Origin of the sequence: Pedobacter sp. SYP-B3415 (assembly GCF_004138205.1) — a bacterium.
Taxonomy (GTDB): domain Bacteria; phylum Bacteroidota; class Bacteroidia; order Sphingobacteriales; family Sphingobacteriaceae; genus Pedobacter.
The window spans coordinates 1-25,897 of the sequence record NZ_RXNQ01000002.1 but is presented as its reverse complement, the minus strand read 5'-3'; the positions used below and the strand labels follow the sequence as shown (position 1 = coordinate 25,897).

General features: G+C 48.4%; 21 protein-coding genes and 1 tRNA gene. 12 read left to right on the top strand and 10 right to left on the bottom strand.

The features are described from left to right. Positions 1–154: 154 nt before the first annotated feature. Positions 155–2,971 carry a S8/S53 family peptidase gene (locus EJV45_RS01095; protein ID WP_129713778.1) on the top strand — a complete coding sequence of 939 codons (2,817 nt, stop codon included), beginning with the start codon at positions 155–157 and terminating at the stop codon, positions 2,969–2,971. 92 nt (positions 2,972–3,063) lie between these two features. Further along, positions 3,064–3,522, top strand: coding sequence for an NUDIX domain-containing protein (locus EJV45_RS01090; protein WP_129713777.1), 459 nt, complete (start codon positions 3,064–3,066; stop codon positions 3,520–3,522). 224 nt (positions 3,523–3,746) lie between these two features. Here EJV45_RS01090 and EJV45_RS01085 read toward each other — a convergent pair whose 3' ends face one another. The 4 genes from EJV45_RS01085 to EJV45_RS01070 all read right to left on the bottom strand — a co-directional run bounded on the left by EJV45_RS01085 (position 3,747) and on the right by EJV45_RS01070 (position 5,643). Next, positions 3,747–3,956: a DUF3037 domain-containing protein gene (locus EJV45_RS01085; protein ID WP_240755156.1), complete on the bottom strand. Its 210-nt coding sequence runs from the start codon at positions 3,954–3,956 to the stop codon at positions 3,747–3,749. 164 nt (positions 3,957–4,120) lie between these two features. Continuing rightward, positions 4,121–4,330, bottom strand: a complete 210-nt coding sequence (locus EJV45_RS01080; RefSeq protein WP_240755155.1) for a DUF3037 domain-containing protein — start codon at positions 4,328–4,330, stop codon at positions 4,121–4,123. Between the two features lie 163 nt (positions 4,331–4,493). After that, positions 4,494–4,877: a DUF3037 domain-containing protein gene (locus EJV45_RS01075; protein ID WP_129713776.1), complete on the bottom strand. Its 384-nt coding sequence runs from the start codon at positions 4,875–4,877 to the stop codon at positions 4,494–4,496. After that, complete coding sequence (locus EJV45_RS01070) at positions 4,855–5,643, bottom strand: HipA family kinase (protein WP_129713775.1); 789 nt, start codon at positions 5,641–5,643, stop codon at positions 4,855–4,857. Before EJV45_RS01070 ends, EJV45_RS01075 begins: the two co-directional genes overlap by 23 nt. Positions 5,644–5,763: 120 nt before the next feature. On the opposite strand from EJV45_RS01070, the gene EJV45_RS01065 reads away from it, so the two are divergent. The 4 genes from EJV45_RS01065 to EJV45_RS19385 all read left to right on the top strand — a co-directional run bounded on the left by EJV45_RS01065 (position 5,764) and on the right by EJV45_RS19385 (position 7,295). After that, a complete protein-coding gene (locus EJV45_RS01065) occupies positions 5,764–6,216 on the top strand; it encodes a PA2169 family four-helix-bundle protein (RefSeq protein ID WP_129713774.1) in 453 nt (150 codons plus the stop codon). A gap of 110 nt (positions 6,217–6,326) precedes the next feature. Next, positions 6,327–6,839 (top strand): hypothetical protein, encoded by a 513-nt coding sequence (locus EJV45_RS01060; RefSeq protein ID WP_129713773.1) that lies wholly within the window; start codon positions 6,327–6,329, stop codon positions 6,837–6,839. Between the two features lie 197 nt (positions 6,840–7,036). After that, complete coding sequence (locus EJV45_RS19390; RefSeq protein ID WP_165304953.1) at positions 7,037–7,210, top strand: hypothetical protein; 174 nt, start codon at positions 7,037–7,039, stop codon at positions 7,208–7,210. A 12-nt stretch (positions 7,211–7,222) separates the two neighbouring features. Beyond that, positions 7,223–7,295, top strand: a tRNA-Ile gene (locus tag EJV45_RS19385). Positions 7,296–8,393: 1,098 nt separating this feature from the next. Here the strand turns inward: EJV45_RS19385 and EJV45_RS01055 are convergent. Continuing rightward, a complete protein-coding gene (locus EJV45_RS01055) occupies positions 8,394–8,795 on the bottom strand; it encodes a LytTR family DNA-binding domain-containing protein (protein ID WP_165304952.1) in 402 nt (133 codons plus the stop codon). A 346-nt stretch (positions 8,796–9,141) separates the two neighbouring features. Here EJV45_RS01055 and EJV45_RS01050 point away from each other — a divergent pair, with 346 nt between their 5' ends. After that, complete coding sequence (locus EJV45_RS01050) at positions 9,142–12,378, top strand: SusC/RagA family TonB-linked outer membrane protein (protein ID WP_129713771.1); 3,237 nt, start codon at positions 9,142–9,144, stop codon at positions 12,376–12,378. A 10-nt stretch (positions 12,379–12,388) separates the two neighbouring features. Next, positions 12,389–13,846: a SusD/RagB family nutrient-binding outer membrane lipoprotein gene (locus EJV45_RS01045; RefSeq protein WP_129713770.1), complete on the top strand. Its 1,458-nt coding sequence runs from the start codon at positions 12,389–12,391 to the stop codon at positions 13,844–13,846. Positions 13,847–14,118: 272 nt separating this feature from the next. Here EJV45_RS01045 and EJV45_RS01040 read toward each other — a convergent pair whose 3' ends face one another. Next, positions 14,119–16,812 carry a carboxypeptidase-like regulatory domain-containing protein gene (locus tag EJV45_RS01040; protein ID WP_129713769.1) on the bottom strand — a complete coding sequence of 898 codons (2,694 nt, stop codon included), beginning with the start codon at positions 16,810–16,812 and terminating at the stop codon, positions 14,119–14,121. A gap of 413 nt (positions 16,813–17,225) precedes the next feature. Between EJV45_RS01040 and EJV45_RS01035 the strand changes: the two genes are divergently transcribed. The 3 genes from EJV45_RS01035 (at position 17,226) to EJV45_RS01025 (ending at position 18,886) form a co-directional block, all read left to right on the top strand. After that, positions 17,226–17,603: a hypothetical protein gene (locus EJV45_RS01035; protein WP_129713768.1), complete on the top strand. Its 378-nt coding sequence runs from the start codon at positions 17,226–17,228 to the stop codon at positions 17,601–17,603. A gap of 63 nt (positions 17,604–17,666) precedes the next feature. After that, on the top strand, positions 17,667–17,984 hold the full coding sequence (locus tag EJV45_RS01030; protein WP_129713767.1) for a hypothetical protein: 318 nt from the start codon (positions 17,667–17,669) through the stop codon (positions 17,982–17,984). Positions 17,985–18,184: 200 nt separating this feature from the next. Further along, the gene (locus EJV45_RS01025) at positions 18,185–18,886 is read left to right on the top strand and encodes a hypothetical protein (protein WP_129713766.1); all 702 of its coding nucleotides are present in this window, start codon (positions 18,185–18,187) and stop codon (positions 18,884–18,886) included. Between the two features lie 3 nt (positions 18,887–18,889). Here EJV45_RS01025 and EJV45_RS01020 read toward each other — a convergent pair whose 3' ends face one another. The 4 genes from EJV45_RS01020 to EJV45_RS01005 all read right to left on the bottom strand — a co-directional run bounded on the left by EJV45_RS01020 (position 18,890) and on the right by EJV45_RS01005 (position 23,733). After that, on the bottom strand, positions 18,890–19,693 hold the full coding sequence (locus EJV45_RS01020; RefSeq protein ID WP_129713765.1) for a helix-turn-helix domain-containing protein: 804 nt from the start codon (positions 19,691–19,693) through the stop codon (positions 18,890–18,892). A gap of 242 nt (positions 19,694–19,935) precedes the next feature. Continuing rightward, positions 19,936–21,162: a multidrug effflux MFS transporter gene (locus tag EJV45_RS01015; RefSeq protein WP_129713764.1), complete on the bottom strand. Its 1,227-nt coding sequence runs from the start codon at positions 21,160–21,162 to the stop codon at positions 19,936–19,938. A gap of 134 nt (positions 21,163–21,296) precedes the next feature. Then, a complete protein-coding gene (locus tag EJV45_RS01010; protein ID WP_240755153.1) occupies positions 21,297–22,658 on the bottom strand; it encodes a YihY/virulence factor BrkB family protein in 1,362 nt (453 codons plus the stop codon). 223 nt (positions 22,659–22,881) lie between these two features. After that, positions 22,882–23,733 carry an NmrA family transcriptional regulator gene (locus tag EJV45_RS01005; RefSeq protein WP_129713763.1) on the bottom strand — a complete coding sequence of 284 codons (852 nt, stop codon included), beginning with the start codon at positions 23,731–23,733 and terminating at the stop codon, positions 22,882–22,884. 192 nt (positions 23,734–23,925) lie between these two features. Here EJV45_RS01005 and EJV45_RS01000 point away from each other — a divergent pair, with 192 nt between their 5' ends. Continuing rightward, positions 23,926–25,731, top strand: a complete 1,806-nt coding sequence (locus tag EJV45_RS01000) for a glycoside hydrolase family 15 protein (RefSeq protein WP_129713762.1) — start codon at positions 23,926–23,928, stop codon at positions 25,729–25,731. Positions 25,732–25,897 lie beyond the last annotated feature (166 nt).

Below are 25,897 nucleotides of genomic sequence, written 5' to 3'. Positions count from 1 at the left end.
CAGACTTAAAGGCCGCAAAGACTCAAAACTAAAGGTCAGGGCCTGCCATTTCATATCCCCGACTCCCCGGAAAAAAAGACGTTTTTCAATCCGGAGATTTTAGCTATTTTTCATGCGGTACTCCCTTAGCCGGTGACTGCTACCTGACCATCTTATGAAAAGAATCCTGTTTATACTTTTGTGCTTCAGCTTCCAAAGCTTTGCACAAATTGGAACGCCGCAAAAACGCCGCTTTAGTCTTCCGCAAGGTGTCACCTCGAAAGACTACCTACCAAACACGATTATTGTCAGGTTCAACAGCGAGCCGCAGCTGAATGGCGTATCAGTTGTCCAGGGAAATATTTCTCTTGGCAAAGGCAGAGTCATGTCAGCCAGACAGGCATTTCCATCCACGCAAAAAGTTTCCGGTGCGGCAACCTTTCAACAGACTGCTTTGGATAAAATCTACGAATTAAAGCTTGCCGGTCAACCTGACCTGATCGCTTCGATCAACCAACTGCTGACCGACCCGAATGTGGTCTACGCGGAACCAAGTTATATATACCGGACAAGCTATACGCCAAATGATCCAGGTCTGGCGCAAAGTCCATATCTCGGTCAGGTCCAGGCGCCCCGGTCCTGGGACCTGCTCAAACAGGCATCTGGCTCAGTCATCATTGCTATTGTTGATTCAGGTAGTGAAACGTCACACCCCGACCTGGCAGCCAATATCTATCTAAATACGAACGACCCTGTGAATGGCCGCGACGATGACGGCGACGGTTACGTTGACAACTATTTTGGTTGGGACTTTGCGGGTTCAACCACCAATAATCCGGTGGCAGATAACGATCCTAATGTAAAAAACAGGAATAATCAACATGGCATTCATGTCAGCGGACTTGCCTCGGCTGTATCTGACAATGCACAGGGAACAGCCAGTATAGCCGGAGCAGCAAAACTGATGATCGTTAAAGCGGGGCCTGATGACAATACCACATTGATCTCGAAAGGTTATGAAGGTATTAAATATGCTGCAGATCATGGTGCCCAGATTATCAACTGCTCCTGGTCGGGTCCGGTAGGCGGTTCCTTCGGGCGCGATGTAATAAATTATGCGCTTGCCAAAGGCTGTCTTATCGTGGCTGCCGCCGGAAACAATAATTCAGAAACACCTGAATACCCCGCAGCCTTTGATGGCGTTCTCGCGGTAGCTGATGTGAACAATGCCGATCTGAAAAGTGGCACCTCGAATTATGGACGTTATTTGAGTATATCCGCCCCTGGGACAGCCATATACAGTACATTGTTCGATAAAAGTTATGGCCTGTTGTCCGGCACATCGATGGCCACGCCGATCGTTTCCAGTGCGGCCGCACTTGTCAAAAGCTTCAGGCCGCAGCTGGACATGCAGCAGGTGGGACAATTATTACGTGTGAGTTCTGACAATATGCCGGGAAGCGGCATTTACGCCGAAAAACTTGGTAATGGGCGATTGAACGTTTATCGCGCTATGACCGAAAATCCGTCTGCCGTTCGGATTGCCGGATTAAGAGAGGGCGACGGCTTCGGTAACTATGCCGCAGGTGAAACACTCAGGCTTTTTGCAGACCTCAAGAACTATTTATCGCCGGTAAACAACCTTGTTGTGAGATTGAGTACGCCAAATACGTCAGTACGAATCCTTAATCCTGAATTGCAAATTGGATCGCTGGCTACAGGAGGATTCTACAACGCAACAGATGCCTTCCGGATCGAGGTTTTGCCTGGTATTCGCGACAATGAAGAGGTAGAGTTTAAGTTAAGCTTCAGTGCAAATGGCGGTCAATACCAGGACTACCAGTACTTTAAACGCAGCTTTGCGCTTGACTATCTGAATTACCAGGTTAACCAGATCGGCACAAGCATTACCAGCAACGGGCGTATTGGTTTCAGGGAGAACACATCAAATATCGGAAACGGATTCAGGTATAAAGATCAGAATCTGTTGTTTGAAGCTTCATTGATGATCGGTACAGCCGGAGGTAAGCTCGCCAACAATGTCCGGTCAACTGATCTTGTTGCCGATGAAGACTTTGTAAAACGAGCGGCTGCAAAACTTGATGCAAATGATGCACAGCGATTTGAGGCAGTTTCTGCTTTCGATGATCGTGACGCTGCCAACCGACCTGGCGTCCTGGTTGAAAACCGCCATATTGTATTCAAAGATGAACCGCGGTCAAAGGCTGTGATTGTAAACTATGAGGTGAGTAACCCGGGTACAGCGCCAATAGAAGCCTTGTCGCTCGGACTCTTTACAGACTGGGATTTTGGAGATGGCGCGGGCGAAATGACCAGATATGACAAGGTAACCAAGACGGCTTTCTTTGAAGCAAAGTCAGGTAACCGGCCTCAGATTGGCGTTAAGTTGCTTAACAAAGGGCTTCGTGCGCTGTACACACCACTTTCTCCATCCTTGCAGAACAATGCACTGAGTGACCAGAGCTTCACGGCAGCCGAAAAGCTTCAACTACTGAGTTCGGGCGTGAGCAGCGAAGGGATCGGACAAAATGTAAGCGGCAATGCTGATGTATGTTTTGTGTCTGGTTATGGCCCGGTAACCATTCCGGCAGGCGGCAAACAGATTTTTAGTTTTGCCATTGTCGCGGGCGATAATGCAGAAGATATCATCCGGACCGCCGCCGCCGTGGCGGAGGCTTACCCCGTTCCGGGCGATACCGAAGCAGGTAACGAGCTTGTGCTGAGGCAAAATTATCCCAATCCGGTCAGCACGCTTACGACGATTGAATTTAACCTGCCTCAAACCGGTCCGGCTAACCTCTCAGTCTACGACAGTCAGGGTAAACGTGTGGCAGTTATTGCCGACGCGACGCTTGATGCGGGTGTGCACCAGTTTGACTTTAAACCCATAAACCTGCCGGCGGGCATTTATGTGTACCGCCTGAATACGGTCTCAGGTTCACGCAGCGCAAAGATGATCGTTGTACCGTAAAATACCGGCCGAAAGATTACGATAACAGCAAGCTCAACCGGCGGATGTTCAAACAAGCCGAAGCGGTGGCTGTTGGCATAAAAATATGTTCTATGGCAAAAATCAGCGCCGGCTTATTGATTTACCGGCAATCTGCTTCGGGTCTCGAGTTTCTGCTCGCCCACCCCGGTGGTCCGTTGTTTGCACGGCGCGACGAGGGCTGGTGGACAATTCCGAAGGGCGAACCCGGAGAGGGTGAAGACCTGCTCGCTGCAGCTATCCGTGAATTTACCGAAGAAACCGGCTGGACACCATCCGGTCCCTATCTTGAACTCCGCCCCGTCAGACAGAAAGGCGGCAAGCAGGTACACTGCTGGGCCTGTGCCGGGGATTTTGAACCCATTGAAATGAAAAGTAATGTCTTCAGTATGGAGTGGCCACCAAGATCGGGACGTTTCCGGGAGTTCGAAGAAATCGACAAGGTGGAGTGGTTCAGTGTTGCGGAAGCTTCTGTGAAGATTAATGCCGCTCAGGTGAGTTTTATTGAGGAAGTTGTAAGTTATAAGTTTTAAGTTGCCATTGCAATCCCCCCGGCCGTTATTGGCGTATCGAGGGTTAGGCTTCAATAGTATAGAGGTATTCGTAGTTCGTATTTAGACAGTGCAAAACCCCTCAGGCGTTTATGGCGGATCGAGGGGTATGCGCCGAGGTCTTTCATCCTTTTTCCTTTCTCTTTCATCATAACGAGGGATTCCCCTCCAGACTTGCAACTTAGCACGTAGAACTTATAAATTCATTACAATACCAACTCCTTAAACAATCTAACTTGTGTTGCATCCGGCGAAGCCGTGAAGCCTGGATGAACTTTTGAACACTGCAGCATGGTACTCCGGGTGGCCGTAAGCCAACGAAACCGGGATGGTGCATCGAGCGCAGCGATAGGCGACCCGCAAGGAATGCCCTGACTGATCCTGCAGAATGTTTCCAGGTGCGCTTCGATCTCCAAGGTATTCGTAGTTTGTATTTAGACAGGGTGCAAAACTTCTCAGGCGTTTATGGCGGAGCGAGGGGTATGCGCCGAGGTCTTTCATCCTTTTTCTTTCTCTTTCATCTTAACGAGGGATTACCCGCCCAGGCTTACAACTTAGCACGTAAAACTTATAATTTTCATTACAATACCAACTCCTTAAACAATCTAACTTGTGTTGCATCCGGCGAAGCCGTGAAGCCTGGATGAACTTTTGAACACTGCAGCATGGTACTCCGGGCGGCCGTAAGCCAACGAAACCGGGATGGTGCATCGAGCGCAGCGATAGGCGACCCGCAAGGAATGCCCTGACTGATCCTGCAGAATGTTTCCAGGTGCGCTTCGATCTCCAAGGTATTCGTAGTTCGTATTTAGACAGGGTGCAAAACCCCTCAGGCGTTTATGGCGGCGCGAGGGGTATGCGCCGAGGTCTTTCATCCTTTTTCCTTTCTCTTTCATCTTAACGAGGGATTACCCGCCTAGACTTACAACTTAGCACGTAAAACTTAAATTTCATTACAATACCAACTCCTCAAATAACCTAACCAATGTTGCGTCCGGCGAAGGCGTAAAACCTGGATGAACTTTTGAACACTGCAGCATGGTGCTCCGGGTGGCAGTAAGCCAGCGAAACCGGGATGGTGCATCGAGCGTAGCGATAGGCGACCCGCAAGGAATGCCCTGACTGATCCTGCAAAATGTTTCCAGGTGCGCTTCGATCTCCGCGACATCGATGCCAGGCGCCAAAACTTGCAGTTTGTCTGCCCGAAGGCTGGTTCTACTTTGGAGGAACTTCGCCTTGGCGCAGTACAGGACTACGCCAACGTTGATAAATTCCTCGCGCTCAACCCGTGGAACTAACCTAATTACTGCATACTCAAACAATAGCTCTTCTTGCATCAATAGCAGCATTTACAAAGGCCGCCGAATGCGCAAGCCTGGTGGTTAAAAACTGAACATAAGCATCCCGGTATTCCTGCGGTGAGCCAAATACGTCGCCCCGCAGCCATTCGTCAGGCAACAGAGATACAATATCCGTGATGGTCCTTGCATCTAGCAGCGGTTTCAGTCTGGCATCTGTTTCCTCAAGCATGGCTGCACGTTTCAGCAGTACGTGGTCTTTGACCAAAAAGAAGGGTTTCACTGCCTGCTCTTCCCAGTTCTGCCAGGAGTGGTGAAAATATAACGAAGCACCGTGGTCTATCAACCACAGTTCCTTGTGCCACCAGAGCATATTGGTGTTACGTGCGGTGCGGTCCATATTGGTTAATAAACAGTCCATCCAGACGATTTTTGATGCCGTTTCCTCATCAACAACTGATACGGCAGGATCATATGTGATGGAGCCAGACAGGTAATGCAGTGCCAGATTGAGTCCGGTACTGAACTTAAGCAGGTCTTGTATCTCTTCATCGGGTTCGGTACGGCCAAAGGCTTCGTCTAAATCGGCGAATACCAGTTCAGGAACACGCAGACCGATCTTCCTGGCGATCTCGCCGCCGATCAGCTCTGAGATCAGTGCATTTTCACCCTGCCCGGCACCGCGGAACTTAAGGACGTATAAAAAACCGTCGTCAGCTTCTGCAATGGCCGGCATGGAACCGCCTTCGCGCAGCGGCGTTACATACCGGGTAACCTTAACCCTTCTTAGTTTCATGGGATCCATTCCGACAAATATAATCAAAGAGCCAGAATCAATGGCACCCCAATCACGGCTGCCGTTTCGAACTTATGACAAACCTTTCCCTTACATCCATGTTGCAGATAGAGACAAAATTAAATCACTATGAAAACAGCAGCAACAAGTGCAGAAATGCTCAATGATCTTGTAGAGATCAATAATGACCGCATTGTCGGTTATGAACGGGCGCTTGAAGAATTGAAGGAAGGAAACGAAGACCTCCGTACCCTATTTCTCGAGATGATCGACCAGAGCCGCCAGTACAGGATGTCGCTTGGCCAGGAAGTGCAGGTTTTAGGCGCAGACATGGAACGTGACACGACCACCTCGGGCAAAATTTACCGGGCATGGATGGACTTCAAAGCGATCTTTACCGGGCATGACAGAAAGACGGTTCTTGAAAACTGCGAATTCGGAGAAGACGCAGCCCAGAAAGCTTATAAAATGGCACTCGAAGATACTGAGTTACCCGTTGCCCTGCGTGAAATGATCACTGAACAGAAGGCTGGCCTGAAAATGGCGCACGACAAGATTAAAGCCTTGCGCGACAGCGAATAATACAGCAAGCCTGTAAGGAGATAGCCGACACCAGACCTGGTGCCGGCTTTTTTTGTAGGTTAACCCGAAACAAACGATTAATTTTTATCTTTATCAGCAAACAAACTTTTATGAAATTTAGATTACCTCTCTTCACAAAGCCGCTGGCAGCGGCTCTTCTTGGTGCAGCAGTATTAACGAGTTCTGGCTGTGCAACAATTTTTGGACGTTCAAATTACGACGTCACTATATCCAGTAACCCTGTTGGGTCTAATTTGTCCATTACCGACAAAAAAGGCAAGGAAATTTATCGCGGTGTTACGCCTGCGACACTCAAACTAAAATCGAGCGCAGGTTACTTCTCAAAAGCAGAGTACCAACTTAAATTCAACAAAGACGGTTTCGAGGAGCAGGTCATCCCATTAACATGCAAATTGAATGGTTGGTATTTCGGAAACCTGCTTATCGGCGGAATTGTAGGAATGCTGATCATCGACCCGGCAAGCGGCGCTATGTACACGCTGCCGGAAAGAAATATCAATCAAACCCTGCAGCCAAAACAGGCTCAGACCGCGACCCTGCAAATTCTCGATTACAATAATCTGTCTGCTTTTCAACAGGCTCAGCTTCAAAAAATCAAGTAATAACCATGCCCCGCCTGGTAACCCGGCGGGGCATTAACAAAAGCGGAAATATTTTTTTCAATAAAAACTACTAATTCTATAGGATAAATAGTTTTAATATTTATATTTGCTCTGCAATTGTTCTTTAAATCATCAGCAGACCAGGGAGAGGGACCATCCACCCTCTCCCCTGCAGATCAAAACTAATACAACGCCGTATGTCAGTATATTTTGAGTATCCGCGCATTACAGACTTTCAGCTTTTTCCTGCAGAAGACGAGGTAAGCAAAGAGTCATCCATTGAAGACCATGACGGGCAGCTTCTTTTGGCCGAAATTGCGGTAGTTAACATAGAACTGACTGGCAGCACGATGATTGGCATGGTGTTCTGAACAATCTATAAAGGTTGGGTGACCGAGTGGCACAGGTGGAGGCTTGATACGCCTTTTACGATGGTTCGAATCCATCCCCAAACCGCCCTTATTTCCGGCGTCTCTTTCCATGAGGCGTGTTTTACATATGATTGCTCGTCATATATTTGTTTTGTTAATTGCAGAAGGCTGTCCGCGAGGGACAGCCTTTTGATTTTATAGTCCTGCAGGCTGTTTTGATAGATTGTTCCCCGAAGAATCAGGCGATTTTATTCTTCTTTCATATAACCAAAGCTTCGCTGTGATCTGGAAAGCTGCCCAACTGCAAAGATCCTTCATTTTACTGATAAATAAGCAAGCTGACGTGAATCCGGAAGCGAATAGTGCGACATACGGCGCAGCGCACAAGAACATTTAGGGCAAGAACAACCATTCGCCGGCTCGCAAACTGTAGAGAAGCCGGAAACAACCCTGCGCTTGCGTCGCTCTTCTTGAATGGAAAGATTTAACCTGCAAGGCCACGGGAATGCTCCCGAATAGTCTCTACAATGAATACAAACGAAGCTATAAGGGGCCCTGTGCCTGGTTCTGATTCCTGGCTCGTTCTCCTTATTCTAAAAGGTAGACGTCTGTGATTCTTCACGATGTCCTCTATTGATATTTACCTCTATTATCCGAGCCTCGCATCAGCGATTCCTGATTGTTCAATCACTGTTATCCGGGGAAAGTTTTGCGAAAGCCTATAGTTTTTTGGTTTACAATAGATGTGAGGCTATGGTATCGAACCGCTCACCGCCGCGGGGGCTCCTTCTTTTTCTTGGAAAAGAAGCAAACCGCTCCGGCTGTGTATCTCTTCTTGCATAAAAGTATCAAAAGTCCGACGGCGGCGGGAAAAGGCCCGGATTACCCATGCGACATTCTGTTCCGGGCTGGTTCCCCTCCTTGGTTCTTCCCAACCTCCTTAAAACAGTGCAAGACTTTTAATACTTTTCTGCGGCGAGAAGATACAAGGCTGGTCCGCACCTATCAGTGGCAGTAATCAGGCAAAACCCTCATCAAAACCACCGCCTGTACGTAAAACCCGCAGACATAAAATACAGGGGGGCTTGATTCGGAAGACTCAGGCAAATACTGTTTTGAGACTGGTTAGAAGAATCTTATTTCACTCAGCTGATTTTTACCGGACAACATTGATTGTTCAATTTCAATTGTATTGATTTTCAAGCCAGGCAATCAGTTCCTGTGCTTTCGCCTTACTTACAACAACCTCGCCCGGCCCTTTGCATTTTAGAATGACCTTGAGCTTTCTCTCATCATAATACTCAAGTTCCCGTATCGCATGGTATGCGATCAGGCTTTGCCGGTTGGCACGGAAGAATACAGCCGGGTCAAGCAGGGTTTCCAGCTGTTCTAAAGTGTAAGAAATGACATATTGCCGGTTGGCCATCGTGTGAATGTATACAGCTTTATCTTCGATACAAAAGGCGCCAATTTCTGATTCAACAAGCGGGATCAGCTTTTCGCGGTACGTAACCAGGAAACGGCGTTTGAATTTTGGTCCCGGAATATCTCCCCCCTCTTTCGGGTCAATATCCTGCAAATTCATTTGACTTTGGTAAAATTTTAATTCTCGCATAACAATAGGTAGTATTTATAACAAATATCGCGGGGCCGGTTGCTTAATAATAGTATAAAACCGACGTGCTGCCACGATCTTCTGTTCCGGCCAACAAAGCGTTTTCCCCATATGATTCGGGCGCCATGCCGTCAGGTTTAACCGCTGACAGGCAGAACGGACAAATCGGCTTCTGAGTCGTCCATTTTGGTCACTCAGTTAATCAAGTCCTTAGGCAAACACCGCTAATTTGCTCAGCTGAATTCGTGGACAGGCGTGATCGCCCAATATGAAAACGATCCCGGTAATTCACATAATCAACAAACCTAATATTCATATGAAAAAAACTTTACTTAGCATGCTGAGTATTCTGGTGCTTGCCTGGAATGCTCTTGCACAGCAAAAAACTGTAAGCGGAACCGTCCGTGACCAGGCAGACGGACAACCAATTCCCGGTGTCAGTGTCCGGGTAAGTGGCAGCCAGTCGGGTACGTCCACAAATGCAGATGGCTTTTTCACCATCCAGGTCGCTGCCGGCGTTTCGCTCACCTTCAGTTCGGTAGGCTATACGCCTGTAACCAAGCAGGTGGGTACAAGCGCCACGATGAACGTTGAACTTATTTCAGATTCAAAAGAGCTGAGCGAGGTGGTGGTTACGGCCCTGGGCATAACAAGACGAAAGAACGAACTGGCTTATGCAGCCCAGGAAGTCAAAGCTGAAGATATTACCCGCACTCGCGACAATAACCTGGTTAATTCTTTAGGCGGCAAGGTTGCCGGCCTCGATATCAGGCGGAACAACGCGATGGGTGGCTCCACAAATGTGGTGATCCGCGGCTTCAAATCGATCAGCGGAAATAATCAGGCCCTGTTTGTGATCGATGGTGTACCGGTAAGCAATGCCAACACAAACACGACCAACCAGCAGACAGGACGTTCAGGGTTTGATTACGGAAATGCTGCCGCAGACATCAACCCGGATGATGTAGAGAGCATGAATGTCCTGAAAGGCGCAGCTGCAACCGCCCTGTACGGATCGCGTGCAGCAAACGGCGTGATTATCATCACGACAAAAAAGGGCCGCAAAGGCAGCACAAACTTCAGCGTCAACAGCGGATTGACATGGGGTAACATTGACAAAAAAACTTTTCCGGAATATCAGAAAGAATACGGCGCGGGTTACACGACGCCAGCAACAGACGGCGCAGGAAATCCCGTGCCTGTACCCGGTTTCTGGTACAGGGATGTATTTGGAACCGGCAGGGAAATGACGCCGCAATTCAGCGCCGATGCCTCATATGGTCCACGGTTTGATTCAAAACTGTTTATCTACCAGTGGGCTGCCTTAGACCCGTTTTCACCTACGTACAAACAAAAGACAGCCTGGGTAGCTGCAGCAAACGGACCAGCTGAATTTTATGAGACTGCGCTCGTATCAAATCAGAGCATTGCCATTGACGGTGGCGGAGAAAACACCACGTACAAACTGGGCTACACGCGAAATGATGAGAACGGCGTATTGCCGAACAGTAAGATCGTCAAAAACCTGTTCAACTTTGGGGCATCGCGCGAGCTTGCAAAAAACCTGCGTGTCGAAGCGTCTGCAAACTATTCGCGTATCGAGGGACTTGGGCGTTATGGAACGGGGTATGCCAACCTGAATCCAAATCAGAATTTCAGGCAGTGGTACCAGACAAATGTTGACCTGGTTGAATTGAAGGAGGCGTTTTTCAGAAACCGCAGGAACGTTACATGGAACTGGGCAGATCAGACGGGTACCCGGCCGATATATGCAGACAACCCATACTTTACACGTTACAAAAACTTTGTCAATGATTCGCGTAACCACTTTTTCGGTAATATCAATGCCACCTATAAATTTGCTGAATGGTTTGATGTGCTTGCCCGGGTTACCTACGATGGCACCGGTGATCTACAGGAGGAGCGTGTGGCCGTAGGCAGTTATGCCGTTTCATCTTATGCCCGCACAAACCGCAATGCAAGCGAAACCAATTACGATCTCCTTTTAAACTTTAAACATGATTTCTCGGAGGCCTTCACTTTCCGCGGATTACTTGGCGCCAACCTGCGCAGGGACAATGTCAATTCGATTCGCGCCCAAACGAACGGCGGGCTTGTGGCACCCGATCTGTATTCCCTTTTGAATTCAGTCAGCCCCATCGAGGCACCTGTTGAACTTGTACAGCGCCGCGCGGTCGATGGCCATTTCGCCAGTACGACTTTCGGTTACCGGAACTTTCTGGTGCTTGATGCCACAATCAGAAGAGATGTATCATCTACGCTGCCTACAACCAACAATGTATTTTGGTATCCATCAGTTGCAGCAGGATTTACGTTTTCTGAATTGCTAAAAAGCCAAAGCTGGTTGTCTTACGGCAAATTGCGGGTCAACTATGCGCAGGTAGGCAACGATGCGCCGCCGTTAAGCGTCTATGACGTGTATACCAAACCGACATCATACGATGTGCTTCCGCTATTCTCCGTATCAAATACAAAAAACAACCCAGCGCTTCGTCCGGAGCGGACACGGAGTGTTGAAGCAGGCCTGGAAGCATCGTTCTTTTCCAGCCGGCTGGGATTTGACCTGACTATCTACCGCACGCTATCTGTAGACCAGATCACGCCGGTATCCGTCAGTTCCTCGACTGGCTATTCGTTTCGGTATGTAAATGCCGGGGAGGTGGAAAATAAGGGCATCGAACTAAGCCTGTACGGCACACCTGTAAAATCGCAGAACTTTTCGTGGAACATCAACGTGAATTTTACGCGAAACCGGAATATGGTGCTTAAGCTGGATCCTGATGCGGGTGGCAACATTGAACTTGCCTCGTTACAAGGCGGTGTTACCCTCAACGCCGCTGAAGGCCATCCCTACGGTGTAATCCGCGGCACAAATTTCGTGTACCTGAACGGGCAGCCTGTAGTGCTTCCTACCGGCTATTATAAAGTAACGACGGAGTCAAATCATATCATCGGGAATCCAAATCCGGACTTCCTTGCCGGCGTTCAAAATGGTTTTAAATACAAAAATCTGGCGCTTACCTTTCTTGTCGATATGCGTCAGGGCGGTGATGTGTTCTCGCTTGACCAGTGGTACGGCAACGGCACGGGTTTGTATCCCGGAACAGCAGGACTGAATGACCTTGGGAATCCACTCCGAAACACGCTGGCGAACGGTGGTGGAGTTATTTTACCCGGCGTAAAGGAAGATGGCACACCGAATAATATCCGGGTCGACGCCTCAACGTCGAGCAATACGCCTTATGGCTATTCACGAAATCCCCCGCGGGCTATGCGGGTCTACGACGGCAGTTATATCAAACTGCGGGAACTTTCGCTGACCTACGCTTTGCCCGCGAGCATTGTGGAAAAGATAAAGCCATTCAAAAGCGTGGAAGCCTCGCTGATTGGGCGCAACCTTTGGATCATTCATAAGAATCTACCCTACGCCGACCCTGAAGACGCGCTCAGTTCCGGTAACCTCTCAGGATATCAGAGCGGCTCCTATCCTGCCGTGCGCACGATCGGCTTTAATGTGAAATTTAAACTCTAGACCAGCAGACATGAAAAAGATAGCCTATTTATTTGTTGCGACAGTGCTGTTCAGTGCCTGCGCTAAAGACAAAACCGATTATAACATTGATGTTAAGAACCCACAGGAAGCTACCGCGGGCCCACTCTTTACGGCGGCTTCTAAAAGTTTTTCCGATATCATCACCTCCCCAAGTGTAAACAATAACCCTTTCAGGTTCTATGTACAGCAGTGGACTATGACAGAATACCTGGATGAACCACGGTACAACTTGCTTGCCCGCCCCATTCCGCAGGCGTTCTGGCAGGCACTCTACCGCGATGTACTGATGGACCTGCGCGAAGCCCGTAAACTTATCACTGCAGATCAATTTCTCGCAGCACCAACAAAGGCGAGCCAGCTCGCACAGACAGAAATTATGGAGGTGATGGCCTGGTCGACGCTGGTAAACACCTTTGGTAATGTGCCGTATTCTGAAGCGCTTGATATTACGAAAACACAGCCCCGGTATGACGATGCCGCTACGGTTTATGCAGACCTGCTGACCAGGCTTGATGCGGCGCTGCTGAGCTTAAACAGCGGTGCTACAGGTTTTGGCTCTGCCGATGTCTTCTATAACGGCGACATTACGAAATGGCGCAGATTCGGCAATTCACTAAAACTTCGCCTGGGGTTGATCCTGGCTGACAAGGATCCTGCGAAGGCACGGGCAATCATTGAAGCTGCGGCTCCCAATGTCATGACCAGCGCAGCTGACAATTTTGTGTTTAAGTACCTGAAAACGACGCCAAACAATAATCCGATCTCAACAGCTACTAATCCGGGTCTCACATCAAGAAAAGACTTTGTAGGTGCCAAACCCTTTATCGATAAGCTGAATAGTCTGCAAGATCCGCGCAGACCGGGCTTCTTCACGACAGTTGGCGGAATTTTTATCGGCGGCTATTACGGCTTTACGAATTCATACAGCAACTACTCTACCCTGACACCGAGGATGTCTGCATATGATTTTGAAGCCCTGCTGCTGGATTATCCCGAGGTGGAACTTGCGCTGGCGGAGGCCGCTGCCCGAGGATTCAACATTCCGGGATCGGCAGAAACCCATTACAACAACGGTATTACTGCATCGATCCTGTACTGGGGCGGAACGGCCGCGCAGGCGGCCAGCTATCTGGCCAGGCCGGATGTGGCCTGGGCTACCGCTTCGGCCAATTACAAAGAAAAAATAGGTATACAAAAATGGATCGCCTTATATAATCGCGGCTATGATTCATGGGTTGAATGGAAGCGTCTGGACTACCCAGTGCTGATTCCACCCAATCCGTCCAACGCGCCTCCCGGACAGGAAGTAGCCCCCGGGCTTACCATTCCCGTCCGTTTTATCTACCCGATCAATGAGCAGACGCTGAATGGTACAAACAGGGCAGCCGCAGCAGCGGCTATGGGGGGCGATGCGATTACGTCGAAGATATTCTGGGACGTAAACTAGCGCTCCCAAGGGCTGCACGGCCAACCCCACTTTCTTACTTTGTAGAAAGTTAGTTAATGATAGAAACAGCGGAAAGAGCGAGTCTGACCGCTGTTTGCTTTTTTTGGTTTCTCACGCTGTCTGTGGCTGCAGCGGCGGGTAACAACAGACATCCAATCCGATTCGGAACGATTACTCCGCGCTCATAAGCGCCGGTCAATTCGTACAGATACTGCTCTCTTCGTTCCGTAGACAATCAATAAAGAGTGGTTCCGGCTTCAGAATTTTACCCATCAGCGAACGGTCAGCGTTGATCTTGATGATCCAAAGCCGCCTAGCAGATCCGTTCCCTGCACGATGACCGTGTATATGCCGGGTTTATCAGCAGTGAAAAAGCGTACTTCTGCCCGACCGTCAGCGTTGGTAATGACCGCCGGGTCCCAGTGTATGGTCGCGCGGATGTCTGAGCCGTCTGCCTTGCTGCCTGCCTGATACTTTGGAACATAAAAGGACTGCGGCAAACTGAAAGGCATTGGTCTGTACACCAGGGTACCGATGCTTTTTCGCATCATAGGCCCGTGTCCCGACCTGGTCGTTACTTCGATAAAGGTATGCTCATAAAAAACGGCCATCGGATGAAGGTACCTGCTGGTATATCCCATCTGGTATTTGCCTGAATACATAACTTCTATGCCTTTGATATCTTCAGCACCAAAATAGTTCAGCAGGTCTGTGAAATAGTCAAATCGTGAAATGCCTGAAGGCAGAAAAAAATCTACATCCATACCATCGATGATCAGGTGCATAACAACCGAATTGACGGCATGGTAACGCGCCCCGGATTTCGAGGTACGCACACCGAAGTTTTTCAGTTGTTTTGTAAGGAGGTCGCCGAGGGTCATGCGTCCGGCCTTGATCAGATCTGCTTCATCAAAAATAACATCGGCTGCACCGGGCCCGTTGATGTTTTTTGAATCCTTTACATACTTTTTTCCCCTGATCACCACCTCTTTAAGCCTGATACCCCCGGTGGCAATTTCCTGTTCCCTCTTTAGTGCGATCTGCCGACGGTTCTTTATGGCAACGGTGGTATCAACATTTACAAACCATGGAAGCTGCCGGTGTGATGATACCGGAAATGGCGGAGCAACAAATTCATCCACTTCAAGACCCACGTTAGAGCTTTTGTTTCTCCGGTTTTTTGCCTGAATAAAATAAACGGCTGTATCTACCGGAACGAGTCCCCTGAATGTGAAACGGCCGTTTAAATCAGAAACGGTATCCATAACGACCAACGGCCTTTTGGAAAAAAGTGAGACTGCACTGCCGGGAATGATTTTGTTAAATGCATTGGTGATCTTTCCCTTTACAAGAAATTCCTGTTCGGCCGGAAACTTAATCGGCTTCGCCGGATGAAAAGCCGAGTCGATATCAAAACCTACCCAGCCCTGCGTGAGTAGCAACAGATCCAGCGCCCGCCATTTATCTGGACTGCGCGCTGCATCTTTATAGTATCCCGGTCCCTCGATATGCCCTTTTAATTCGGCATGCAGGTTCATATTCAGTGGAATATCCTGCGAAGCGAGACTGTCGCTTTTAACCTGCCCGTTATCGGTCACAGCCACAGAGAAGGTACCTCTAACCGGCTTTCCTTCAGTATTTTTTACGTTTAGCTGCAGCCATACCGAGTCTCTTAATCCGTAGCTATTGTTTGTCGCACTGACGCTAAGCTGAAGCCCGTCCTGATGGTCGATATAGATGACGCGTTCTGCCGCGCGGCGTTTGGTGGCATCTAACAATACAAGCCGGGCAAGCCCCGTTGGAAACAATTTCCTGTTCACCTTAATCATGCTGTACCCCCTGCTTAAATTAACCGAAGCAGCAAAGGCGACATTGCCGCGGGTATGTCCAAGCAGGTAAAATCGTCTGCTGCGAAGGGCAGAGTCTCCTGATGCGAACATCCGTACAACGCAACTGTCCGAATTCAGGTCATTTGCAACCGATAGTACCACGCCCGATGACTTGGCTACCGGCAGCGGATAGTCCTTGTAACCGCCTGCCGGCAGCACGACCCTGGCCCGGTATGCCGCCCCTTCGCGCGGAGTAAGAACAAAGCTGCCCATGCCGAGGTGTGCAGCACGAAAAGATGTAACGGTATCTCCATGTTGATCTATGATGGTGCCGCTTACAGCTGCACCGCTGCCGTCTTCATTTAAGGCCTTGAAGGCGACCGTCGATGCTAAACCGACAACAAGGTTTCCGCCCTCAGGCAGAAACTGCAGATCCCGCTGCTCAGGCCGGTTAAAAACAAGCGGGATGCGGATGGTTTGGCGGGTACCGCTTTTTCTTCGGTCCTGCACAGATAACACGAGCCTGGCAGGCTTATCTGAAGCGGTCGTTTCAAAACTGAGACGGGCCGCGCCGTCTAATCCGGTCTCGGTACTGCTCCGCATCAATGTCTTTGAGCCCTGACTAACCTCCAGACGCATTTCTCTCAGTCCGACAAGGGTCTCGTCTAACTGTTTGAAGCTTAGATCCAAGTCGACCTGTTCATTGCCTGCCTTCCTTGTAAATTTTGGTTTGTAATGCAGTAACCAGTCACCGCTGGCCGGTGTACCGATAGAAATCCGGCTTTCAAAAAAATGCGTGGTTCCCCAGTTTCGCATCCAGCTGGTATACGCCCTAAGCAGGTAGGTGCCCGGTATCATCCGCTCGGGCAATACAAGTGTCCCTGCTGTAACACCATTTATTACCGGTATCATGACCCGCGAGACAAGCTGGCTGCTGTCAGAAATCAGCTCCACGTACATGATGTTACTTTTTGCCGTAGCGAATAGCGAAGCGGCATCTACAAGATAAGCTTTAAACCATATAGTGTCTGCCGCCAGGTATTCAGACCTGTCTGTATGAATATACAGTCGTTCAGGAGCATGTTGTTTGCCATACTGCTGCACAGAGTCAATCAAATGCTGGACCTCCTGTTTCACAGCGGATTGCGAAAACAATTTCGGAGAGCCTGACAGCAGCAAGAAGAGTGTGATCAAAAAATATCTGGTCATTGCAGCGCGAAATTCGATGGTTCACAAACATAAGGAATTACATCACAAATACCTGTTTTACTGTCCATAAGGTAGTTGAGCATACCAGTCTTTTTCACCATATTAAAATTTCTTAGCGTATTCTTCGCTATACAGCCTGGCAACCATATGTAACTGCGACCGCTCACCAAGAACAAGCAGGGCGTGCATATAAAATAAGCCAAACATATCACACTGTATATCAATTATTTAATCCCGATATACATCAACATAACTAAGTATTTTCAGACACTTCCAACCGGTCTCATCAATTTTTTTGGCATCGGCTTTGTCTCAGGAATGATACAATTAAATACACCTATATGAAAAAGACAATTCAACTGCTTAGTTTACTGGTGATCGCCCTGGTAGGGTTTGGATCATGTAAAAAGGATAAAGATCCTTCAACAACCGACTTTTTTGTCGGAACCTATCGTGGTACTGTTAGTTACAACGACGGCACAACGACCATTAACAGTTCTGACGGAAAAGTTACGGTAACAAAGGTAGGCGCAACCTCGTATAAGTTTTTCTTCGGAAACGGTATACCAGATGTAACGGATGTAAATTTTGAAAAACGTGGTGATAATACTTACGTGAGCGTCGGTTCCGGAGTTACCGGAATTACGATCAATGAGAGTAAGCTTACCATGCTTGTTAAACGCGGTAACCAGACCTGGACGGCTGATTGCGACCGCTAATCAATACCGAAATAAGGAGACCCGCTGTCATGGCGGGTTTTTTTATGCCTTTCGGAACGGGTAATGACAATTTGGGACTGTAATCTTACCTCAACAAAACCAATTGATACACGTCGTGTTTATTTAGAAAAGATAGATATGCAAACGGACAAGAAAAAAGAAGTGAAACAAGACGCTGAAACATCAAATATGCCCGATCGCCAGCGTCCTGTGTACAACAGTAACGAAAATGAATCTGAAAATACGGTTACGAACGAATCAGATACCTCAGGTGATGACTTCTGGGGCGGGGATTATGGTTCGGAAGAAGCCCGCAGCGACTCTGAAAAAGGAAATACCGGACATACCGGAAGCGAACCGGCAAGCAATCCTGCTGAATAAATTTCGTTTTAGGGGTATTGGGCGTTCCGCCGTGACGGGGAGACTATGGTTTTTGCTTCAGTACTGTCTCATTAGGAAACTAACTAACCTGCTGACTCGGGAAAGGCCAAAAGGTATTCTTATGGGCTTGAAAACTTGTAGTTTGACAGGTTGTCGCGAATCGGGCCTGCGCCGCGTATATGCGTTAAAAAATCCCAGCCATGCGCAAACGTTATTTTATCTCCCTGATCATACTTCTGCAAGCATTTTTATCCTGCCAGAAAGAAAAGCAACAATCCGGAGCCGCCAGGCTCGACTTCAACGAAATTTTCGACGAGTCCATGTCAGACTGGATCGGTGATTTCGCCGATTATCCTGTTGGCGAAGAGACAAAATACAAATTAAGTATTACACATGAAAAGCTGCCGGCGCCATTAGACACCAATAAAAAAGGGATCCGCGTATCTGGAAATAACCATAGCGACGATCTCTTCATGTTCCTGAAGAAAAAGGTAAGCGGCTTGAAACCGCAGTCAAGCTATAAGATGGATCTGGAAATTACGTTCGCATCAGGTGTGCCGGCCAAACGGGCGGGTGTGGGTGGTCCGCCGGCTGAAGCTGTCATTGTGAAGGCCGGTCTAATGAGTACCGAGCCTGCGCGGACAGCTGAATCAGATGGCCGAATGTACAGAATGAACATTGACAAAGGAAACCAGGGCACCGGCGGTAAAGACATGCAGCCTATAGGAAACATCGCTAATGGCATAGATAAGGAAGAGTACCGGCTTGTAAAACGGAATGGCAGTTTTACAGGAGTAACTAACAGTAAAGGGGAAGCCTGGATCTGCATAGGCACAGATTCGGGATTTGAAGCGACGACAACCCTGTATTATACTAAGATCAGCGGGACGATTTATCAATGACCACTATACCTGGCTGAGAAACGAACTGCTTTCTTCAACAATTTTCGGATGTTTTAAAAAACTACCGGGCGTCAAGCCTGCAAACTCCTTGAATTCTCTGATAAAATGTGAGTGGTCTGTATAATTAAGCTCATAAGCAATATCGGAGGTGTTGCGGTGTTCGTTGCTTCGCAGCATGGTGAGGGCGTTTTCAAATCGGGTAATACGTTTATACATGATCGGGCTGATGCCTACATACTGGTAAAACCTGCGCTGGAACTGTCTTTCTGAGATGGAATACTTTTTCAGGACCTCCTTGTAACTAAGTTGCTGGTGATTCCGAAGAAAGTCTGCGACGATAAAGTCATCTCCATACTGACGATGATAACAGCTGACCAGGTATTCGGAAATCAGTTTGACCTTTTCTGCATTGTTCTTACATTCTGTCAAACGCTCGTTTAGCTCAAACCGATAGATATCGCGAATATCAGGCACCAGATTTACCAATTCAAAGGCATCTATACCAAATAACTTTTTTATAGCCCCTGGGAAAAAACTGACTCCCACATGGGCGTAAGAGCCCTCTATAATATAATTCTTATATTTATTTACAATTCCCGCGAGGAATGTTGGCGCCAGTGCAGAACCGTCCATCTGTTTGATTGCCTCTTTTGTATCCAGGTCCTGAAAAATCAGGCGCGGATATTTGTCAGCGAAAATATGCAGAATTTTTTTGTTCGTGGCATCATCATTTATGTTTAACGCCCAGATATAACGGACATATTTCTGAAGAATTTCAGGTGGCGCAAATATCTCTACATTACCCATTTATCGGTATCGTTCAGGTTGTTCAGGATTGGTATCGGGGTCAGCGGTACCGGTATCAAATATAGACTAAGCCCGGGCAGCACAGTTCTGAATGTTTGCACTTGTGAGTTTAAACTGACAATGAAACATTTAGTAGACAGATAACAGAAACGGACTTACAGAGGGCATTACGCAAATAGTTGGGGTAACGCTACATGCAATCTGAAAAATTAGAAATTAATAAGAGTACACTTCAGAACCTGTTAGTGACCGGCTACGACGCTCCCTGCCTCGGCCCGAACTTCCTGGCGAATAAAGGTTCTGCCGACAAGCAGGATGATCCAGGCCAGAAAAGCTACAGCCGCCATAATAAGTGGCATTGGCAAGGTTGACCGTTCCGGAAACAGGCTCACAATTACCGAAGCCAGCGCACCCAATCCCATCTGCAAAGCACCCATCAATGCAGACGCGCTGCCGGCGTTTTTCGTAAATGGTGCAAGCGTAAGTGCCGCCGAGTTGGGATTGATGAGTCCAAGACAGCCCAGGTATAGTGCAATAAAGCCAATGGTAACGTACAGATTCAGCCAGCCGGCTACAGCTGCAACCAAGAACAGAACGCCAACGACCGCCTGCGCAGGGAGTGCATAACCAATCAGCGTTTTACTGCTAAACCAGCATAATAACAAACTGTTAACCTGGCTTAAGCCTATAAAAGCAACCGATAACAGGGCAAAAATCCACCCGTAACCGGTTTTGGTAACACCATATGACGACATAAAGACGATGGGCGAAGCGGCCACATATGCAAAAAGACCTGCAAATGTTAGTGCATTTACCAGCGCGTACGTATAAAACTGTGCATCTGTTGCTACAGCAAACATACTGCGTAAGATTGGGCGCGGCTTTAGTGAGTATACAGGGTCAGGTTCATAACTTTCAGGCAGGAGGAAGATGACTGCAAAAAGAATAAGTACAGCCATAACAGCCAGGAAAACAAAAACCCATTGCCAGCCAAAGGCTTCGATCAGGTAACCGCCGGCCGTTGGTGCCAGCATAGGCGAAACCGCGATGACAAGCATCAGCGAAGCAAATATCTTCGGACTTTCTGCAACGGTATACAAGTCACGAACCATCGCCATGGCCGCAACTGATGCCGCACAACTGCCGATAGCCTGGATAAAACGAAGCACGATCAACTGATCAATATTATGAACAGCCAGACACCCGACCGAAGCAAGAATGTAAACGATCATGCCAAAATAGAGCGGCTTTTTCCGTCCGAATTTATCAAGCAACGGCCCGTACAATAACTGTCCGGCAGAAATACCGATGAAAAAGCCGGACAACGACAAGGAAACCGATGGCACGCTGGTATGCAGGTCTTCGGCAATTGCATCGAAGCCGGGCAAATACATATCAATTGAAAATGGGCTTAGCGCAGCGAGGCTTCCGAGGATGAGAATCAGAACAAAGTGGCCGGGACGTTTCATGGGTTATTTATGCGAGCCGCAAAGATGGCCAGAAAATATCAGACCGGCCATGAATGACCGGTCTGCTTTATGTCAAATATCAGTTGCTGTGCCATGCACATTCAGGCTTCGAAATTATGCGGCTACTTCAGCGCCTATTTTTTCTGGGCTTCTGTTTCCTGCACTGACTGTCCTTCGGTCTCGATCTCGACCTCCTTGGTGGTCACTGCATAGTGCGCAGGGTGTATTTCTGAACCATAGGCAATGGCGTAGGCCTTTGTAAACTCGGCGCCAAAATAAAGGATGATAGACGAGTAATATGTCCATAACAGAACAATTACAAGCGACCCGGCCGCTCCATAGGTACTGCCGACATCACTCTGCCCGATGTAAATAGAAATGGCGAACTTACCCAACATGAACAGCAGCGCCGTTACGACCGAACCAAGTATGACGTCCCGCCACTTGATTATACCGTCTGGCAGCACTTTGAAAATAACTCCAAATATCAATGAGATGATCACCAGTGTCAGAATCTGGTTTAAGACATAAAAGACGACTACAGATACATCTTCGTACCTGGCGCGCAGGGCTTCGCTCAGGCCGTCTAGCACGGCTGTTACCGCCAACGAAACGAGCAGAACAAAACCAAGACTGATGATAACTGAGAACGAAAGAAACCTGTTTTGCAGCATTTTAAGCCAGCCGCGTTTTGGTTTTGGTTTAAGTCCCCAGATGGTATTGATCGAATCCTGAATGTCGCCGAAAATTGTCGTCGAACCGATAAGCAGGGTTACGATACCGATGATGAACGCAACAGTGCCCTTATCGCCTAAAGAGGCTTTCCGTACAATATCCTGCAGCTGCAGTGCGGTGTCCTTACCCATAAAACCATCGAGCTGGGCATATATTTTCCCCTCTGCCGCTTCCTGCCCCAGAAATATACCGCAAAGGGAAATAATAACTACCAGCAAAGGGGCCATAGAAAATACCGTGTAATAAGCCAGGGAGCCACTCATTTTTGTAACCTTATGCTCCCCAAAGCCGGCAAATGCCGATTTAAAAACCTCAAATATTCCTTTAAATGTGATCTTTTTCTTTTTAGCCGTGTCTGCGTTTGTTTTCATGTTAGATGTATGCTGCTTAGTGGTTTGCGTATCGTGATCAGGGCGGTTTTCGTGATGTTTGCTGAAATAGCGTCGTGCTGCCATCCCGCCGATGGCGTTTTCAAGCTTATTGCTTTTCCAGATTATCAGACCTGCTGTGATCAGCAGCAAGATGGTGACCAGTCCGAAGCCGGTTGTATAACTGTTTGTTGTCCAACCGAGAAAAAAAGCAAGCGTTATCATAGCAAACACTGCGAAGATGGAGAAACAGATTACAGCCACGCTATTTGTTATCAGGTCAGCTGCAAGTGCAGAAACGCGTGCAACGACCTTAAGCCGGAGATAACTGTTCCAGTTTCCGAGGTACTCTTCAAGGATCAGACGAAACGATTTCTCTTTGTGTGTTTGCATTTTCCCGCCAGCCGGCTGATAAATAACCGGCTTGTGATACAACCGAAATGTGCAAAAATTGTTTCAGTACCGCCGTAAACCTCAATTAGACAAGCAGATAAGAACTGTACTCTGAATTTGAGTGTGAAGTACACTAACGACTACCTATAACAAGTGTCCCTGCTCAGCATGTACAATTCGAGGCTGAGGAGCCCGTGAAAATACGGGCACCGGATTTGGATGATCAGGCACGCAGAGCCGCGTCCCAGGCACCTGTAGCTGCGACCTCGGCTGCATATGTGCTGAAGTTCCGGGCCGGCCTGCCCAGTGCACGATAGACGTCATGGGTAATCAGGGCGTTTTCAACTGTCAGTACCTCTTCGAACAGGTAATTGATCAGCGAGATTGCGTCTTCCGGCACGGCCGCCTCCCTCAGCGCCCTTGCGTATTGTTCGGTGCTAAGCGGTAAAAAGCTGATCTGGCGTCCGGACGCCCGGGCGATTATTGCGGTTGCCTCAGCAAATGTCAGCGCCTCCGGGCCTGAGACTTCGTAAATCTGTTCATCGTGCCCAGTTTCAGTCAACGCAGCAAAGGCGATGTCAGCAATGTCGTCGGCATCGACAAACGGGACCGGAATATCCGCCGCAGGCAAAGCAAGCACTCCATCCTGAAGCGGCTCCAGGAAATAACTTTCGTTAAAATTCTGGTTAAACCAGCTTGCCCGGATAATGGTATATGCAATGCCTGAACCTATTATCACCTGTTCGGCAGCCTGTGCTGCCGCCTCTCCCCTTCCGGAAAGCAATACAAGTTTTTGCAGGCCGAGAGAAGCCGCCATATCCGCAAGCAGCCGGATGTCGTCTACTGAACCGGGCACCGCCAGATCAGGATAATAGCTGATATAAGCCGACGCGGTCCCGCCCAGGGCAGCTTCCCATCCACCTTTCTGTTGCCAGTCGAAAGGAATTGCCGCACGCCTGGAGCCTTCGCGTACCGGGTAGCCGGCGGCATGTAACCTTGCGGTTATCCTAGAGCCCGTTTTTCCCGTAGCTCCGATTACCAGAATTTCTTTTTTAATGTCTTTTGTCGTTTCCATGTTCATTATGTTGCTTTTAAATGATTTCGGTTCAAAAGTACCCCGCGCCTTATACTCGGAATAGAACAAAGCCGCCAATCGATGCCGGACCGGGCGGATTTGTCTTTAAAATAAGGTACCATCTGAAATATACCTGTTAACAACATCGGCCTGCCTCAAACAATTCAGCCCTTCAAATCCTTAAAGAGGAACATGAAACACACAGCACGACCATTTCAGCCTATTGAAAACTATGGTATTATCGGCAACCTGCGGACCGTGGCTTTGGTATCCCTTCAGGGCTCGATCGATTTTATGTGTTTGCCGCGTTTCGATTCGCCGACAGTCTTTGCTTCAATGCTTGATGCAGAAAGCGGCGGCTATTTTTCGATCGAGCCGGAAATGGATGAATACTCCGCACGCCAGCTATATTTACCCGGAACGGCGGTTTTGCTTACAAGGTTTTTCTCTGACGAAGGAATCGCCGAATTGACGGATTATATGCCGGTCGAAAATGGGCATGGACGCCGTCCGACCGCAATTGTGCGAAAAATTACGACCATCCGGGGTTCGATCACATTTAAGATGCGCTGTGTGCCACGCTTCGGTTATGCAGAACATGAGCACAGTTGCGAAAAAGACGGCGATGCTTTGGTTTTCAGTACAAACGAAGAAAGCCGGGAATTACGTCTCATGGCCGATTTTCCGCTTACCCGCCGGAACGGCAGCGGTTATGCGCAGTTTACGCTTTCGGAGGCCGAAACCGCATACGTCATACTTGAAATGCCCGAGAAAGACGGACCGCACTGTCCATTCGACACCTATAAAGGTGATGCCTATCGTGAAACGGTCGACTATTGGCGCCAGTGGTTGAATAAAAGCAGTTACGAAGGCCGTTTCAGCGAGTTGATCCATCGCTCGGTCATAACCTTGAAATTGCTTACATCGGCAGAGTTCGGTTCCGTTGTGGCCGCACCAACATTCAGTCTCCCAGAGATCGTAGGCGGAACGCGCAACTGGGACTACCGGTTTACCTGGATCAGGGACGCGGCCTTTACTATGTACGCTTTTCTTCGTCTTGGATTCTATGACGAAGCAACCGCTTTTATCGATTGGATCTTCAGCCTGTGTAAAAGCACCGATCTGCAGCTCGTTTACACGATTGACGGGAAACCAGGCCCTGACGAAAAGGAACTCGAACATTTTGGCGGCTACCGCAATTCCAGACCTGTAAGGGTTGGAAATGGCGCTACAAGCCAGCTCCAGCTCGACATATATGGTGAACTGATAGACACCATTTATATATACAATAAATCTTACAAACCGATCACCTTTGAGTTCTGGCAGCTGATTGAGAAACAGGTGCGCTGTGTCATTGAAAACTGGAAAAAACCGGATCACGGAATCTGGGAGATCCGCAGCGCGGAAAAGGAATTTTTGCATACCAGGCTAATGTGTTGGGTAGCTATGGACCGGGCTATCAAAATCGCAGAACACCGCTCCTTCCCTTATCCGGAAAATGAGTGGCACGCCGTGCGAAGCGAAATCTATACCGATATCTATGAGAATTTCTGGAACGAGGAGGTGCAGGCATGGGTGCAGTATAAGGGCGCGAGTCATGTCGATGCGAGCGCATTGCTGATGCCGCTTACACATTTTATCTCGCCAATGGAACCCCGGTGGATCAAAACGATGGAAGCGATTGATCGCGAACTGCTGCAGGATGTATTGGTATACCGCTACCGGAACGGAATGGACAAGCTGGATGGTCTGGATGGCGAAGAAGGAACGTTTAACATGTGCTCTTTCTGGTATATTGAAGCACTTGCAAAGGGCGGGCAGTTGGAACGGGCGGTTGAGAATTTCGAAAAAATGATCGGTTATGCTAATCACCTCGGACTGTTTGCTGAAGAATTAGGCAAACGTGGCGAGCACCTTGGCAATTTTCCTCAGGCCTTTACGCATCTGGCCCTGATCAGCGCTGCATATGAGTTGAATAAGCAGTTGAGCAGGGAGTGAGAAAGTTTTAAGTGGTAAGTTTTAAGTGGTAAGTTATAAGTGTCTTGTCCTGAAATAGGTTGACACATTAATCAACTTAAAACAAGGATTATCATGACAAAAAGTAATCGTAAAGTGATTCGGTACAGTATTAGCTTCAAGCAGAAAGTAGTAAAAGAGATCGAGC

What these genes read in the sequence shown, in the direction of transcription:
- EJV45_RS01055 (WP_165304952.1), bottom strand. Translation starts at nt 8,795, where the DNA reads ATGAATTTGCAGGATATTGACCCGAAAGAGGGGGGAGATATTCCGGGA.
- EJV45_RS01015 (WP_129713764.1), bottom strand. Translation starts at nt 21,162, where the DNA reads ATGAAACGTCCCGGCCACTTTGTTCTGATTCTCATCCTCGGAAGCCTC.
- EJV45_RS01005 (WP_129713763.1), bottom strand. Translation starts at nt 23,733, where the DNA reads ATGGAAACGACAAAAGACATTAAAAAAGAAATTCTGGTAATCGGAGCT.
- EJV45_RS01030 (WP_129713767.1), top strand. Translation starts at nt 17,667, where the DNA reads ATGACAATTTGGGACTGTAATCTTACCTCAACAAAACCAATTGATACA.
- EJV45_RS01050 (WP_129713771.1), top strand. Translation starts at nt 9,142, where the DNA reads ATGAAAAAAACTTTACTTAGCATGCTGAGTATTCTGGTGCTTGCCTGG.
- EJV45_RS01090 (WP_129713777.1), top strand. Translation starts at nt 3,064, where the DNA reads ATGGCAAAAATCAGCGCCGGCTTATTGATTTACCGGCAATCTGCTTCG.
- EJV45_RS01065 (WP_129713774.1), top strand. Translation starts at nt 5,764, where the DNA reads ATGAAAACAGCAGCAACAAGTGCAGAAATGCTCAATGATCTTGTAGAG.
- EJV45_RS01020 (WP_129713765.1), bottom strand. Translation starts at nt 19,693, where the DNA reads ATGGGTAATGTAGAGATATTTGCGCCACCTGAAATTCTTCAGAAATAT.
- EJV45_RS19390 (WP_165304953.1), top strand. Translation starts at nt 7,037, where the DNA reads ATGTCAGTATATTTTGAGTATCCGCGCATTACAGACTTTCAGCTTTTT.
- EJV45_RS01095 (WP_129713778.1), top strand. Translation starts at nt 155, where the DNA reads ATGAAAAGAATCCTGTTTATACTTTTGTGCTTCAGCTTCCAAAGCTTT.
- EJV45_RS01010 (WP_240755153.1), bottom strand. Translation starts at nt 22,658, where the DNA reads ATGCAAACACACAAAGAGAAATCGTTTCGTCTGATCCTTGAAGAGTAC.
- EJV45_RS01070 (WP_129713775.1), bottom strand. Translation starts at nt 5,643, where the DNA reads ATGGATCCCATGAAACTAAGAAGGGTTAAGGTTACCCGGTATGTAACG.
- EJV45_RS01060 (WP_129713773.1), top strand. Translation starts at nt 6,327, where the DNA reads ATGAAATTTAGATTACCTCTCTTCACAAAGCCGCTGGCAGCGGCTCTT.
- EJV45_RS01075 (WP_129713776.1), bottom strand. Translation starts at nt 4,877, where the DNA reads ATGCAAGAAGAGCTATTGTTTGAGTATGCAGTAATTAGGTTAGTTCCA.
- EJV45_RS01035 (WP_129713768.1), top strand. Translation starts at nt 17,226, where the DNA reads ATGAAAAAGACAATTCAACTGCTTAGTTTACTGGTGATCGCCCTGGTA.
- EJV45_RS01045 (WP_129713770.1), top strand. Translation starts at nt 12,389, where the DNA reads ATGAAAAAGATAGCCTATTTATTTGTTGCGACAGTGCTGTTCAGTGCC.
- EJV45_RS01000 (WP_129713762.1), top strand. Translation starts at nt 23,926, where the DNA reads ATGAAACACACAGCACGACCATTTCAGCCTATTGAAAACTATGGTATT.
- EJV45_RS01025 (WP_129713766.1), top strand. Translation starts at nt 18,185, where the DNA reads ATGCGCAAACGTTATTTTATCTCCCTGATCATACTTCTGCAAGCATTT.